This is a genomic window from Aurantimonas sp. NFXS3, from assembly GCF_049132005.1.
In the GTDB taxonomy this organism is placed as follows: domain Bacteria; phylum Pseudomonadota; class Alphaproteobacteria; order Rhizobiales; family Rhizobiaceae; genus Aurantimonas; species Aurantimonas coralicida.
Genome location: NZ_JAGDDZ010000002.1, coordinates 346,997 through 360,009, shown reverse-complemented (window position 1 = coordinate 360,009; position 13,013 = coordinate 346,997). Strand labels below are relative to the sequence as shown.

9 protein-coding genes are annotated in these 13,013 nt (G+C 67.8%); 6 read left to right on the top strand and 3 right to left on the bottom strand.

Going from position 1 to position 13,013, the window contains the following annotated elements:
- Positions 1-84: 84 nt before the first annotated feature.
- Together J3367_RS06850 and J3367_RS06845 are read left to right on the top strand one after the other, a co-directional pair.
- Positions 85-750 (top strand): OmpA family protein, encoded by a 666-nt coding sequence (locus J3367_RS06850; RefSeq protein WP_024349360.1) that lies wholly within the window; start codon positions 85-87, stop codon positions 748-750.
- A gap of 303 nt (positions 751-1,053) precedes the next feature.
- The gene (locus J3367_RS06845; RefSeq protein WP_024349359.1) at positions 1,054-3,387 is read left to right on the top strand and encodes a putative bifunctional diguanylate cyclase/phosphodiesterase; all 2,334 of its coding nucleotides are present in this window, start codon (positions 1,054-1,056) and stop codon (positions 3,385-3,387) included.
- A gap of 31 nt (positions 3,388-3,418) precedes the next feature.
- Here J3367_RS06845 and J3367_RS06840 read toward each other — a convergent pair whose 3' ends face one another.
- Entirely contained in the window at positions 3,419-5,260 is a 1,842-nt protein-coding gene (locus tag J3367_RS06840) for an acyl-CoA thioesterase (RefSeq protein WP_024349358.1), read from the bottom strand.
- Between the two features lie 228 nt (positions 5,261-5,488).
- Between J3367_RS06840 and trhA the strand changes: the two genes are divergently transcribed.
- The gene (gene trhA, locus J3367_RS06835) at positions 5,489-6,142 is read left to right on the top strand and encodes a PAQR family membrane homeostasis protein TrhA (RefSeq protein ID WP_024349357.1); all 654 of its coding nucleotides are present in this window, start codon (positions 5,489-5,491) and stop codon (positions 6,140-6,142) included.
- 38 nt (positions 6,143-6,180) lie between these two features.
- Here the strand turns inward: trhA and J3367_RS06830 are convergent, their stop codons facing one another.
- Positions 6,181-8,565, bottom strand: a complete 2,385-nt coding sequence (locus J3367_RS06830; protein WP_024349356.1) for a transketolase — start codon at positions 8,563-8,565, stop codon at positions 6,181-6,183.
- Positions 8,566-8,731: 166 nt separating this feature from the next.
- Here J3367_RS06830 and J3367_RS06825 point away from each other — a divergent pair, with 166 nt between their 5' ends.
- Positions 8,732-9,202 carry an Lrp/AsnC family transcriptional regulator gene (locus tag J3367_RS06825; protein WP_421460553.1) on the top strand — a complete coding sequence of 157 codons (471 nt, stop codon included), beginning with the start codon at positions 8,732-8,734 and terminating at the stop codon, positions 9,200-9,202.
- A 24-nt stretch (positions 9,203-9,226) separates the two neighbouring features.
- Here J3367_RS06825 and J3367_RS06820 read toward each other — a convergent pair whose 3' ends face one another.
- Positions 9,227-10,819: a gamma-glutamyltransferase family protein gene (locus tag J3367_RS06820; RefSeq protein WP_024349355.1), complete on the bottom strand. Its 1,593-nt coding sequence runs from the start codon at positions 10,817-10,819 to the stop codon at positions 9,227-9,229.
- A 294-nt stretch (positions 10,820-11,113) separates the two neighbouring features.
- Between J3367_RS06820 and J3367_RS06815 the strand changes: the two genes are divergently transcribed.
- Both J3367_RS06815 and J3367_RS06810 read left to right on the top strand, forming a co-directional pair.
- Positions 11,114-12,049 (top strand): dihydrodipicolinate synthase family protein, encoded by a 936-nt coding sequence (locus J3367_RS06815; RefSeq protein ID WP_421460819.1) that lies wholly within the window; start codon positions 11,114-11,116, stop codon positions 12,047-12,049.
- Positions 12,039-12,827 carry an SDR family oxidoreductase gene (locus J3367_RS06810; protein WP_024349353.1) on the top strand — a complete coding sequence of 263 codons (789 nt, stop codon included), beginning with the start codon at positions 12,039-12,041 and terminating at the stop codon, positions 12,825-12,827. The genes J3367_RS06815 and J3367_RS06810 overlap by 11 nt, the downstream gene beginning before the upstream one ends.
- Positions 12,828-13,013 lie beyond the last annotated feature (186 nt).

The window sequence follows — 13,013 nt, the reverse complement described above, 5'->3', positions numbered from 1 at the left end:
TTCCAGACATCTGTGCTGTCTAACGGCCATCGGACCGGGACATTTCGTGCGGGCTTCGCCCCGCCTCACACATCTGGACTTTCGCTGATGAAGAAGCTCGCTTTCGTTCTCGCCCTCACCGTGGCCTTCGCCGGCTGCACGACCGACCCCTATACCGGCGAGCAGAAGCTCTCCAACACCGTGGGCGGTGCCGGCATCGGCGCCGGCGTCGGCGCGCTCGGCGGCTATCTGGTCGGCCGCGCCGCCGGCGTAGATTCCGGCCGCGCCGCACTGATCGGTGCCGGCATCGGCACGCTCGGCGGCGGCGCCGTCGGCGCCTATATGGACAACCAGGAAGCCAAGCTGCGCGACCAACTGCGCGGCACCGGCGTTTCGGTCACCCGCGTCGGCGACCGCATCATCCTGAACATGCCGTCCAACATCACCTTCCCGACCGACCAGTCGTCGATCCTGCCGGCCTTCTACCCGACCCTGAACTCGGTCGCGCTGGTCCTGAAGGAATACGACAAGTCGATCGTCAACGTGTACGGCCACACCGACAGCCAGGGCTCCGACGGCTACAATTTCACCCTGTCGCAGCAGCGCGCCTCCTCGGTCAGCCAGCTTCTGGCGTCGCAGGGCGTCGATCCGCGCCGCCTGAACACCCAGGGCTTCGGCGAGAGCCAGCCGGTCGCCTCCAACGACACCGAGTCCGGCCGCGCCCAGAACCGCCGCGTCGAGATCGCGATCTCGCCGCTCACCGCGGGCTGAATGCCGCGCGCCCATCCGGCGCGACCCATCATCGACGAACATGCAAGGCCGTCCGGGATATCCCGGGCGGCCTTTCCGTCTCTTCGGCGCCTGCGGTGGACCGATGTCAGGCCGCCCGGAATTGCCGCGAACATGGCGTACAAAGCGTTGCGGGAGATCAATCTCCGGTCGCCTTAACCCCATGCGGGATCAGGCTTTCTCGCTCCGGTTGCGGCCGCTGTTCAGCATAAATTAAGAGCCGGCCCCTAACACTTCGCCGGTGTGCCTGAAACCAGCCCGCTGCGGGCGGTAGGATGGATCGATTTGTTCAGGGCCCTGGCCTCCTATCTGATCGACATGGATCGCAAGCCCCGCCGGCTGGAGCTGCAACTTCAGGAGCGGGTCCGCGTCGAGCAGCTGGACTTTGCCCTCCGCCTCGCACCCTTCACCGTCATCACCAGTATCAGCGTCGTCCAGGTCGTCTCCTACCTGTTCTGGCGGTCCGAGCTGGCCGGCTATCTTGTGCTCCTGCAGTGCCTTGCGATCCCCGCGACGGTCATCGCACTGGAGCGCTGCTGGCGCTGGCGCAGCTCGGCCAAGCCGCAGCGGGTCGACAGCAGCTATGTCGAATGGTTCGCCCGGCTGGCGCTGTTCGCCGGCACGCTTCTGGGATCCATTCCGCTGGTGCTGTTCGCGCAGGCCGGCGCCGACGGGCGGCTGCTCATCGCATCGACCTGCGCCGGCCTGATCGCCACCGGCATCGGCCTCGCCGTCGTGCCGCGTGCGGCGATCAGCTTCACCGGTCCGATCGTGGCGGGGAGCTTCGTGGCGCTGGCGACCACCGGTGAAGCCTTCTACATCTTCGTGGCCGTGCTCCTGGCCATTTATTCGGGCTTCATCTTCGCCACGATCGTGCATCTCAGTCGGCTCGTGACCATGCGGGCCGCCTCGCAGGTCGAGCTCGAACGCCAGCAGGAACTGACCAATCTCCTCCTCAACGATTTCGAGGAGAATGCCAGCGACTGGCTGTGGGAGACCGACGGCGATCTGCGGCTGCGCCATGTCTCGGCCCGCTTCGGCGAGGTCGCCAATACCCGCATCGAGGATCTGCAGGACCGCCCGCTCGGCGAATTGCTGCCGCCGCCGGTCCGCACCGGCGAGGCCCATGCGGCGGCCATGCTGTGGTCGTCGATCGGCGCGCGCCTGCCCTTCCACAAGATCGTCCTGCCGGTGGATGTCTCGGGCAGCGACCGCTGGTGGGCGCTGAGCGGCAAGCCGATCATCGACACCGCCGGCCGGTTCTCGGGCTATCGCGGCGTCGGCTCCGACGTGACGCAGAAGAAGACCACCGACGACCGCCTCGCCTATCTGGCCAGCCACGATGCCCTGACGGAGCTGCCCAACCGCTCGCTCTTCCAGGAAAAGCTCGCCGAGGCGCGCAACGGCGATCCGGACCAAGTCCGCTTTGCCGTGCTGCGGCTCGACCTCGATGCGTTCAAGAGCGTCAACGACACCTTCGGCCACGGCATCGGCGACGCGCTGCTGCGCAATGTCGCCGGACGCCTCCTGAGCTTCGCCGACCCGGCCCGGACCATCGCGCGGCTGGCCGGCGACGAATTCGCCATCGTCGCCAACGGCCACGACCGCGAGGCGGCGGCCGAGCTTGCCGGTCACCTCGTGGACCGGATCAGCGCGCCCTACCGGATCGGCGACCTGAGGATCTCCGTCGGCGTCAGCATCGGCATCGCCACCGCCCCGGAGAACGGCTCGGAAGAGGTGATGCGCCGCGCCGACGTCGCGCTCTACCGCATGAAGCAGGAGGGCGGTCGCAGCTTCCGCTTCTACGAAGCGCAGATGGACGAGCAGATCGAGGAATGCCGCGCCCTGACCGGGGAGCTGCGCGGCGCCCTTGAGCGGCGCGAATTCATCCTCCACTTCCAGCCGCTGGTCTCGGCGCGGGCCGCGACCATCGAGGGCTTCGAAGTGCTTCTTCGCTGGCAGCACCCGACCCGCGGGCTGGTGCCGCCGGACGAATTCATTCCGCTGGCCGAGCAGAGCGGCGCGATCATCCCGCTGGGCCAGTGGGTGATCCGCGAAGCCTGCCGCATCGCCGCCGCCTGGCCGTCGAAGCTGACGGTCGCCGTCAACCTGTCGCCCATCCAGTTCCGCCACAGCGATGTCGTCGCCATCGTCCGCGACGCGCTGCAGGAGAGCGGGCTCGCCGCCGAACGGCTGGAGCTGGAGATCACCGAATCGGTGTTCCTGGAGGCCACGCAGGAAATCCTCGACATCCTGCGGACCCTGCGCGGCATGGGCGTCAGCCTGTCGCTCGACGATTTCGGCACCGGCTATTCGAGCCTCAGCTATCTGCGCCGCGCGCCCTTCACCAAGATCAAGATCGACCGCAATTTCGTCCGTGACCTGCCCGACGCCAAGACCGACGTCGCCATCGTCCGGGCGGTGGTGCAACTGGGCACCAGCCTCGGCATGACGGTGACGGCCGAAGGGGTCGAGACCCTCGCCCAGCAGACCTGCCTCGCCGAACAGGGCTGCCACCAGTTCCAGGGCTATCTCTACAGCCGCCCGGTCCCGGCCGAAGAGGCCGAGGCCCTGATCCGCAAGCCGCGGCTGAACCTCGTAAACCCGCACGCGGCATGAGCGCCGCGCGCCTGCGCCTCTCGGTCGCCGTTCAGATGCTGTTCTGGGCCGCCCGCGTCGGCAGGCCGGCGACATCCGGCGTCTCGCCCAGATGCGGCGATTCCTTCGGCCAATAGGGCAGGAAGCCGCTGATGATGTCGCGCGGAATGTCCAGCGGCCGGTATTGCTCGGTATCGACGAACATCAGCGATTGCTCGCCGCGTCCGAGCAGACCCTGGCTTTCGCTGTGGATCTCATGGGCGAGCGTGACGAACTTGCGGTTGTGGCGGGCGATCCTGATGCGCACCGTCACCGGATCGAACTCGCTCGCCTCGCGGCGGAAGTCGTGGTTGAACGACTTGGTCAGCACGTAATAGCTCGTCGTCTTCAGGTCGAAATCCGGCATGCAGATGTTGAAGAACAGCTCGCGCGCCTTGCCGACCCAGCGCACGTAATTGGCGAAATAGACGTTGCCGACCGAATTGGTGTCGTCATAGGTCGGCATCAGCTTCATCACGAAGGTCTGGCCGTCGAAGCCGTGGGACAGGCTCGTATTTGTCGACGGGCTCGGCACGTTCTCGTTGCGCGGGACGAGCTCGACCCGCGTCGGGATCGGCCCGGACGGCATCGGCGCGAGCCCGGTGGCCACTTCCGGCGGCGCGCCGAAGAGCAATTGCCCCAGCATCGGGAAGGCGCCGATCAGCGCCAGCAGCGGCGCCCCGGCGACGAAGGCCGGGATCGGGGCCACATGGCCGATCAGGAAGATCAGCATGGCGGCCAGCCCGATCAGATAGCACAGCACCGGATCGTAACGCCGTGTCGCGCCCAGCACCTCGCCGACGAGGCAGGCCGCGCCGCCCACCAGCAGCGTGGCGAAGGGCAGCATCAGGGCGATCTGGGAGAGCTGCGCCGACAGGGCAAGACCGGCGACGCCGGCAGCGGCCGCCAGAAGCCACAGCGGCGACGACACCAGCCCGGCCGGAACGAAGGCAAGCAGCGGGCTGAGGCTGCGCTCCGTCAGCGCTCCCAGATGCCAGCGCGTTGCCACATAGAAACTGTCGATGGTGGTCAAGGCCGCGACCACCGACCAGACCAGATAGGCGAGGATCGCCAGACCCGAGCCGCTACCGGCCAGCGCCAGCGCCACGGCGGGCTGCGCCTGGGCGACGCCATCGGCCGAGGTGAAGGTGATCAGCCCCGCGGCCCCGGCGAGAACCGCGTTGAGGCACAACAGCCCGAGGAACAGGAGCGATCCCGCACCATAGGCGACGCGGACCGAGCCGCCCTCACGGTGGATTTCCAGAACCCGCTGCCATTGCTGCACGTCCATCCACGGCCCGAGCAGGAAGCCGACAAGGGTCGGGATGACGAGGCCGTAGAAGGTGGCATCGAGCGAGGCCAGCGGCACGTCGGGCAGGTTGGCGTTCACCGGCAGGCCGGTCAGGGCGACGCCGGCCGCGGTTATGCCGACCAGGAGCATCGCCACATGCAGGAGCTTCAGCCGGACGAGCGGCAGGGCGTGGCCGATGGCGCAGCCCATCAGGACGAGCAGCCCCACCATGATCGCCGCATCGCCGCCGAAGAGCGGCTGCCACACATAGGCGACGAAGCCGAAGATGGTCAGCGCCACGGCGCCGAGCTGGCACAGGAGGAAAATACCGCCATAGGCGCTCTGGACCTGCCGGAAGATGGCGGCGGGGTCCCTGTTCGGAGCGCCGAGGACCCAGCCGAACAGGAACAGTCCGGTGATGTTGGCGGTGGCGAAGGCGGCAAAGGCCAGCCAGCCATGGGTCAGGGTGACGTGGATCGCGTAGAAGAAGCCGAGGCCCCACAGCCAGGACATCGCGATGGTCGGCGCCCAGAGAACGGATCTGAGAATCGAAAACTGGGTCATTGCGCACCATGTTCCTGAGAATCGCGGCTGGCGCGACGGCGCCCGGATGTTAACCTTCGATTAACAAAACCCACACTGCAATCAAAGACTACGGACACAAGTCCACGAGGGGCGACGGCGCTACGGCATGTCGCATCCCCAAGCGAAGACGACGCCGTCACAGTCGGCGAAACGACAGATCCATGGCATTTTGTCGCGGGATCGCAGGAAGAAGGATGATGGAGCCGAATGCCAGACGCACATCCCGGCGCCGTCCGCTGGAGCTATTCCGTCAGTGAGCTGCGCGCCGACGCGGCCGTTCACGCCGTCGGCGTCCTCGCGGCGCTGAGCGGCAGCCTCGTCTTCCTGATCGCCATGGTCGGCGAGGTGTCGGCGGGGGTCTTTGCAGCGGTGACGATCTATCTCGCCACGCTGCTGTTCTCGATCGGCATTTCGGCCGCCTACAATGTCTGGCCGGTGTCGCGGATCAAGTGGATGCTGCGCCGGCTCGACCATTCGGCGATCTACCTGCTGATCGCCGGCACCTACACGCCCTTCCTGGTGCGCAGCCAGACCTGGTGGCTGCTCACCGGCGTGTGGAGCATCGCGGCGGTGGGCATCACGCTGAAGATCGCCCGGCCGGGACAGTTCGACCGGCTGTCGATCCTCCTCTATCTCGCCATGGGCTGGAGCGGGATCGTCGCCTACGACCACCTGTCGACGCAGCTGCCGCCTCAGGTGCTCTGGCTGATCGTCGCCGGCGGGCTGGTCTATTCGATCGGCGTCATCTTCCATCTGATGGAACGGCTGCGATTCCAGAACGCCATCTGGCACGCCTTTGTCGTGGCCGCCGCGGCGATCCATTTCGTCGCCGTGTGGGATTCCACCCTGATCACCGTCTAGCCGGCCCCGGTCCGCACAGTCGTCCCGGTCGCGCCCTGCTAGCGCCCCGGCAGGGCCGCGATCTCGGCGGGCAGTTGCAGGGCGCCGTTGGCCGCCGCGACGATCGCCTCGGCATCGAGCCCGAAATGGCGGTAGAGATCGCCGATCGTGCCGGTCTGGCCGAAGCGTTCGACGCCGAGGGGGATCGTGCGGTGGCCACCGACGCCGCCGAGCCACGACAGGGTGGTCGGATGGCCGTCGATGACGGTCACGATCCGGCAATGCGGCGGCAGGCGTGCGAACAGCCGCTCGGCATGGCTGGTCGCCCGGCGATCTCCCTGCCGGCGGGCCCGCTGCGCGGCGCTCCAGCCGGCATGCAGCCGGTCGGCCGAGGTGACCGCCAGAACACCGATGTCGCGATGGCGCTGGCCGAGCCTTCCGGTGGCGGCGATGGCCTCGTTCGCCACGGCGCCCTGATAGGCAATGACCAGTTCGCAGTTCGGCCCCGGCTCGCGCATCCAGTAGGCGCCGTCGACGACGCCCTGCTCGAAATCGGCGTTGGAACGGCGGCCCGGCTGTTCCAGCGGGTTGGTCGTCAGCCGCAGATAGACCGATCCGCCCGCCGCATCGGCGAGGCTCGTGCGAGGATCGGGCGTCGGGTCCCCGTCCCGCTGCATATGGGCGAAGCCCCAGCCCATGATGATCGCCAGCTCGTCGACGAAACCCGGCTCGAAGGCGGCGAGACCATCCTGCGTCATGCCGATCAGCGGCGAACCGATCGACTGGTGGGCGCCGCCCTCGGGCGCCAGGGTCACGCCGGAGGGCGTGCCGACCACCATGAAGCGGGCATCCTGGTAGCAGGCGTAGTTCAGGGCATCGAGGCCGCGCGCCACGAAGGGATCGTAGACGGTGCCGATCGGCAGCAGGCGCCGGCCGTTCAGCGAATGGGACAGGCCCGCCGCGCCGAGCAGCAGGAAGAGGTTCATCTCGGCAATGCCGAGCTCGATATGCTGGCCCTCCGGCGTGAACTCCCATTTCGCCGTGGACGGGATCTTCTCGGAGATGAAGGTGTCGGTCTGGACCTTGCGGGCGAACAGCTTGCGGCGGTTCACCCAGGGGCCGAGGCTGGTCGTGCCGGTCACGTCCGGCGACATGGTGACGATGCGCGCGGCGAGCTCGGTGTCGGTTCTGGAGATGTCGTCGAGGATGCGGCCGAAGCCGGCCTGGGTGGAGGTCTCGCGCTCGGCCCGCGTGGCGATCGCCGGAACGGCAATCGGCCGATCGGCATGCCGGCGGGTGCCCTCGGCGAAGAACGGCACGTCGGCGAGAAAGGCGCGCAGGGCGTCCGGGTCCTCGACAGTGGCCCAGGGGTCCCATTCGGCGCCCTCCGCGACGCCCATATGGGCCTGCCATTCGACCATCTGGGCCTTGTTCATCAGGCCGCCGTGATTGTCCTTGTGGCCGGCGATCGGCGTGCCCCAGCCCTTGATCGTATAGGCGAGGAAGCAGACCGGCCGGTCGTGATCGACCGCACGGAACGTCTCGGCCATGGTGTGCACGCAATTGCCGCCGAGATTTTCCATCAGCTCGGCCAGTTCGTCGTCGCTGCGCCGGTCGATCAGCGCGGTGACGTCGCCCTGGTCGCCGAGCGCGTCCATCAGGCGGGCCCGCCAGACCGCGCCGCCCATGAAGGTCAGCGCCGCATAGAGCTGGTTCGGGCAGGCATCGATCCACGCCTTGAGCGTCTGGCCGCCCGGCTCCTCGAAGGCGGCGCGCTGCAGCCGGCCATACTTGATCCGCACCACGTCCCAGCCAAAGGCGTCGAAGATCTTCTCGACCCGCTGGAACAGCCCCTCGCGCACGATGCCGTCGAGGGACTGGCGGTTGTAGTCGATGACCCACCAGGTGTTGCGCAGGTCGTTCTTCCAGCCTTCCTGCAGGCATTCATAGACATTGCCCTCGTCGAGCTCGGCGTCGCCGACGAGGGCGATCATCCGGCCGAGCGGGATGTCGGCGCCCCAGGACTTGGCCTGGACATAGTCCTGGACGAGCGAGGCAAAGGAGGTGATGGCGACGCCAAGACCGACCGAACCGGTGGAGAAGTCGACGTCGTCCACGTCCTTGGTCCGCGACGGATAGGACTGGACGCCGCCATAGCCGCGGAAATTCTCCATTCGCTCGCGGGTCTGGTGGCCCATCAAATATTGCATCGCGTGGAAGACCGGCGAGGCATGGGGCTTGACCGCCACCCGGTCCTGCGGCCGCAGGGCCGAGAAATAGAGCGCCGTCATGATCGAGACGAGCGAGGCCGAAGAGGCCTGGTGGCCGCCGACCTTGATGCCATCGACCTTCGGCCGGATGTGGTTGGCATGGTGGATCATCCAGTGCGACAGCCACAAGAGGCGCTGCTCGACGGTTTTCAGATGGTCCATTTCGCTCGACATCGGCAGCTCTCCCGGCAGTCTCTCCCTCCCCGGCGGGGCGCAGCGGCGCAGGCCGCGACTGCCGGAGACCCTGCGAACGCTATCACCGGGCGCGAAGCGCTTTCTTGCGAAGAGCAGCGCATGAGGGTAGCGATACAGCAGCTTTCCACTTCTCGAGAGGCTGATCGTGGTGAATACCCCCAAGATCGACGAGATCGACCTGCGCATCCTGCGCGCCTTGCGAGTAGCCGGGCGGATGTCGGCGGCCGATCTCAGCCAGCGGGTCGGCCTCAGCGCGACGCCGGTCATCCGCCGGCTGCGCCAGCTCGAGGAGAGCGGGGTGATCACCGGCTATGCGGCGCTGATCGACGAGGTGGCGCTGGGCTTTGCCCTGTCGATCTTCGTCTCGGTCAAGCTCGACCGCCAGGTCGACGTGGCGCTGCGCAGCTTCGAGGCCGCAATCCTGCGCTTTCCCGAGGTCGTCGATTGCTGGCTGATGACCGGCAATCGCGATTATCTGCTGCGCATCGCCGTGACCGGGCTGAAGGAGTTCGAGACGCTGATGATCGAGCGTCTCGTCAAGATCGACGGCGTTGCGTCGATCGAATCCTCGATCCCGCTGCGGCGCATCAAGTCGGGCATCTCGCGCACGCCCTGACGCTCCGGCTTCTCAGCAGGACGGTCAGAAACCGACGGCCTGCCCGTCCTTGCGCGGATCGGAGCCGGCGACATAGCCGCCCTCGACCCGGTGGACGAGCTGCGCCCCGCCGAAGCCATAGGAGGTGTCGGGCATCTCGCGGCTGATGCGGTGGCCCATCGCCTCGAGCTGCGCGATCACGCCGTCGCCGGCCGCCGCCTCCACCGCGACGTCCAGTCCCTCGACGATGCGCCAGCGCGGCGCGTCGACGGCGGTCTGCGGATCCTGGCCCCAGAGCTGGGTCCGCAGCACCATCTGCACATGGCCCTGCGCCTGGATCGGGCCGCCCATGACGCCGAAGCTCATCAACGGCTGGCCGTCCTTCATCAGGAAGCCGGGAATGATGGTGTGGAAGGGCCGCTTGCCGCCGGCAACCTCGTTGGGATGGCCCTTTTCCAGCGAGAAGCCGGCGCCGCGATTCTGCAGGCTGATGCCGGTGCCCGGCACGACGACGCCCGAGCCGAAGCCGGCATAGTTCGACTGGATGAAGGAGATCATCATGCCGTCGGCATCGGCGGCCGACAGATACACGGTGCCGCCCTGCTTCGGCGCGCCGGCCTTGAAGTCCTGCGCCTTTTGCGGATCGACCAGCCTGGCGCGGCGTTCCAGATAGGCCGGATCGAGCAGATGCGTCTCCTCGACCTCGCGCATGTGCTCGCGATCGGCGACGAAGGTCCACATGTCGCGAAAGGCGAGCTTCATCGCCTCGATCTGCAGATGCAGCGCCTCGGCACTGTCCGGCGCGTAGCGTTCGAGGCCGAGATGCTTGAGGATGCCCAGCGCCATCAGCGCCGCGATGCCCTGCCCGTTCGGCGGGATCTCGTGCAGATCGACCCCGCCGAAATCCTGGCTGATGGTGCCGCACCATTCGTTCTCGTGGGCGGCAAGGTCCGCCTCGGTCATGGCGCCGCCGGTCTCGCTGGCGAAGGCGGCGATGCGCGCGGCCAGTTCGCCGCGATAGAAGGCCTCGCCCCGGGTCTCGGCGATCAGGCGGAGCGAGCGGGCGAGATCGGCACTGCGATAGAGCGTGCCGGCGGCGGGCGTCGCGCCACCCGGCATGAAATGCTCGGCGAAACCGGGCTGCGCCGAGAGGATGTCGGCCCCCCGCGCCCACAATTCGGCGATGATCGGCGACACCAGAAAGCCGTCCTCGGCATAGGCGATGGCGGGCGCCAGCAGGTCGGCGAAGGGCAGCTTGCCGAAGCGCTCCGACAGGTCGCGCCAGGCGGAGACGGCGCCGGGCACTGTCGCACTGTCCCAGCCGCGCTGGGGCATGGCGGCCTTGCCGGCAAAGCGCTCCGGGCTCCAGGCCATCGGCGCGCGGCCCGAGGCGTTGAGGCCATGCAGCTCGCTGCCGTCCCAGACGATGGCGAAGGCGTCGCTGCCGAGGCCGTTGCCGGTGGGTTCGACCAGCACCAGGACGGCCGCCGCCGCGATCGCCGCGTCGACGGCATTGCCGCCCTTGGCGATCATCGACAGGCCGGCCTGCGAGGCCAGCGGCTGCGAGGTGGAGACGATATTGCGGGCAAAGACGGGCGAGCGACGGGACGCGTAGAGCGTGTCGTGACGAAAGCGCATGCGGGACTATTCCTCCTGAGAACCGGCGAGCCGGACCCCTCCCGAGTCCTGCGCGGCGAGAATGCGCCGCGTCCGGCACCGATGGCAACCGGCATGCCAGCGCCACGGGATGGACAGCCGCCCAACGATCTTACCGGCCCGCCTCCCGGGCACCGGAGAGACGTTGTCGCAGGTTGCATACAATCATGCAGGGGGCTACGCCGTGTCGGGGGAAATCGCGCGCCGGCCGGTTTCGAGGTCTCGACTGCCGGCCGCAGACAGCATTCAGGGAGAATCATCGCCGTGCCAGCCACAATGATCGACCGCGACAGTCGCGGCGTCTTCATCATCGCCGCAACGCCCTTCACCGACGACGGCGCGCTCGATCTCGCCAGCACCGACACGCTGGTCGACGTCTATCTCGACAGCGGCGTCAACGGCATGACGATCCTCGGGATCATGGGTGAGTCGAACAAGCTCACCCCCGAGGAATCCCGGACCTTCGCCAAGCGCGTGCTCGACCGGATCGACGGCCGCATCCCGGTGATCGTCGGCGCCTCGGGTGCCGGCATCGACAACATGAAGCGCTCGGTCGATTCCGTCATGGAAGCGGGCGCGGCCGGCGTGATGATCGCCCCGACGCCGGGACCGGCGGTCGAGGACCGGATCATCAATTATTTCGGACAGGTCTGCGAGGCGCTCGGCCCCGACGTGCCGATCTGCTTCCAGGACTTCCCGCAGACCACCGGCGTGCCGGTCTCCTCGGCGACGATCCTGACCCTGACCCGCAACCACAAGCAGATCGTCATGCTCAAGCATGAGGATTCGCCGGGTCTGGCCAAGATCACCGCGGTGCGCACCAAGTCCGGCACCGCCGACACGCCGCGCATGTCGATCCTGTGCGGCAATGGCGGGCTCTATTTGCCGCAGGAGCTGCAGCGCGGCGCCGACGGCGCGATGACCGGCTTTGCCTATCCGGAAATGCTGGTCGAGGTGGTGCGTCGCCACCATGCCGGCGACGTGGACGGCGCCGAGGATCTGTTCGACGCCTATCTGCCGATCCTGCGCTACGAGCAGCAGCTGGTCTTCGGCCTCGCCGCCCGCAAGGAAGTGCTGCGTCGCCGCGGCGCCATCGCCTCGGCCCGCGTGCGCGCGCCGGGACCGAAACTCTCACCTGCCGATCACACCGATATCGACCGGCTGATGAAACGCACCGAAATCAAACTGGAAAGGCTCGGCCATGGATCTTGATCTCAACGGCAAGCGCGCCCTCGTCCTCGCCTCCTCGCGCGGCCTCGGCCTCGGCATCGCCGAGGCGCTGGCCGCCGAAGGCGCCAACGTCCTCCTGTGCGGGCGCAGCGCCGACAAGCTGGCGGCCAATTGCGAGGCGATCAACGCCCGCGGCGCCGGCAAGGCCGACTACATCGCCGCCGACCTCGCCGATGCGAGCTTCGTCGAGACGCTGCATCAGGCGGCGCTCGACAAGCTCGGCGGCATCGACATCCTGGTCAACAACACCGGTGGCCCGCCTCCGGGCGGCGCCGTCGGCATGGATGTCGCCGTGCTCGAGAAGCAGTTCCAGATGATGGTACAGCGGGTCATCGACCTGACCAACCGCGTGCTGCCGGGCATGCGCGAGGCAGGCTGGGGCCGGATCCTGACCATCGCCTCCTCGGGCGTCATCCAGCCGATCCCGAACCTCGCCCTGTCCAACACCCTACGCTCGGCGCTGGTGGGCTGGTCGAAGTCGCTGTCGAACGAGGTTGCCGGCGACGGCGTCTGCGTGAACATGCTGCTGCCTGGCCGCATCCACACCGAGCGCGTCGATGAACTCGACAACGCCAATGCCTCCAAGTCCGGCAAGGCCGTGGAGGACGTGCGTGAGGCCTCGCGGCTGGCCATTCCGGCCAAGCGCTATGGCGACGTGTCGGAATTCGCCGCGGTGGCGGCGTTCCTCGTTTCCGGCAAGGCCAGCTACGTCACCGGCTCGGTGATCCGCTGCGACGGCGGCGCCACCAAGTCCGTCTGACGCCGATCGGGTGTATTGCGGGCGGGGCCGACAGGTCCCGCCCGCCGCGCACCGCCGTCGCATCCCTGCCCGACAGCTCGAAAACTCCTGCCTGCCACCTGTCCGCCGACGGCCCAAAGGGTTGTTGCGGCTGCATTTCCGGCTGCCGCGTTGCATGCGGCGTCGCGACGGGCCATAGACGGTCAG